The sequence below is a fragment of the Acinetobacter sp. YH12231 genome (assembly GCF_013417755.1).
GTDB classification, from domain to species: Bacteria; Pseudomonadota; Gammaproteobacteria; order Pseudomonadales; family Moraxellaceae; genus Acinetobacter; species Acinetobacter amyesii.
In genome coordinates, this window is sequence record NZ_VPDJ01000059.1 from 1 (window position 1) to 1,789 (window position 1,789).

General features: G+C 46.7%; 1 protein-coding gene. It reads right to left on the minus strand.

Annotation, left to right across the window (positions count from 1 at the left end; genetic code table 11):
- Positions 1-1,789: type VI secretion system Vgr family protein (locus FTV11_RS16870; RefSeq protein ID WP_180074505.1), on the minus strand; the 1,789-nt coding region annotated here is incomplete at both ends.

Here is a 1,789-nt window from a genome sequence, read left to right on the forward strand (position 1 = left end):
CCTGCACTTTCTGCGGTTTCTTTGGGATGACTGAGGTTACCGAGGTTGAGCTGGGTAGCACCATGGGTACTTTGTAATTGTGTCGAAATTTGTCCTGTGGTGTCATCAAAGCGCAGTTGTCCAAAGCCTTCCCCTTGGACTTCCTTACTTTTTATTCCCGCTAGTTTTTTTGTGTCTGGCAGTTTGCCTTTACTATCAAATTGGGTTGGACTGCGCTGTGCCTCATGTATACGCCCCACCACAAATGGTCGGTCGATATTGCCGTCAAAGAAATCGATGACCACGATTTCATTAATGCGCGGTAAGAATCGTGCTCCATAACCTTCACCTGCCCATGGAGTCAGTACATCTACCCATGCAGAGTCCGTGTCATTGTCATTGCTGCCTGCACCGCCATCATGGCTGTGGTCATCTCCACGGGTAAATAAGAAGCGGACTTTGATTCGTCCCCATTCATCGACATGTATTTCCTCACCGCTTGGTCCAACGACTTTAGCACGTTGCGGATGGGTGCTTGGACGGTGTTCAAGTGGGTTATATTCAGGAACCGTCGCAATACTGCGGCGTTGCAATGTGAGCTGATTGGCCTGACGCTCGGCCTGTTCATGGATGGGTTTAATATTCCACTGGCTTTGTTCAATCAGTTGATTGACTTGTTCTGTAAGATCTTTGGGTAAATTATTTTGGTTATAGAATTTCTTTTCTGTGATTAAAAATTGCTTGTCTGCACCACTGTGTTGATCGATTTCTGGGTGTTCATTCAGCTCAAACCAATAGCCGACTTGGGTATCGCGCACAGTCGATTGTGCATTGAATTTTTTCGATTGTAGCTCGTGGTAGCGCGTTAGGTTTTGATTCAGTTTTTCAATCTGACTGTTTGATGAAGCGGTAGCTTGGTCTTCGCCTTTTAAGTCTTGCATCCATGCAGGGCTGATATGCCATGCTTGCTCTAGACTTAAGCTGGCATTGTCTTGGCTTTGGCTATGCTGATGTTTGCTTTGAACTGAGCCTGCGCCTTCTTCTTGGCTGAGTCCATCGGCTTGCCAGCGCTGTATGTGTACCGCAGTCGGCTGAATGCTACGTTCACCGATCAAGCTGGTGATGCTGTCTTGTTTTTCTGTGGCACTAGAGCGATGAAAGCGGATACTACGACGGCTGAGTGCTTGATATTGGCTATTGTCATCAATCAGGCGGAGTTTTTGTTTTTCAATTGGCGCTGAGGAATGCGGCACTTTCAGCTGCGCTTCATCGATGAGCCAGTTGATACCCTCACTGCGCCAAAGACGCGTTAAAAAGTCATAATCGCTTTCATTCGACTGCATGATGAAAGGTCGTACATCATAGTTCTGACTTAAACCGCTTAGATCTAGCGTTAGACTGGCAGCAAAGAGCGGACTTTTGCTTTGCCATTCTTTAAAGAGAGTTTCACTGACATCGCGAACAGATTTGTTCATAAACACACGGCTGTTGCGGCGTTTATGCCACAGCGATGTTGCATCCTCTAAAGTGAGTTTATACAGCGTGAGTGAACCGTCACTCTGGCCTTGGGTGGCTTCGGTAATAATACCCGTGGTGCGGAAGAGTTCGCCCTGATCGGTCACTTGATCAACGGCGACTTGTACGCCAATAAATTGTTTTAGTGGAATAAGTGCATTCGTAGATAGGCAAATCAAAGTCGCTTGCAGGCCTTGGTTTAAGACATGCTCCCCATCAATACGTTGAATAAAAAGCTCGTCATTCAACGCAGGGTTGGAAAATTGCACATGAATGGCACGTTTTTGGGCGGATA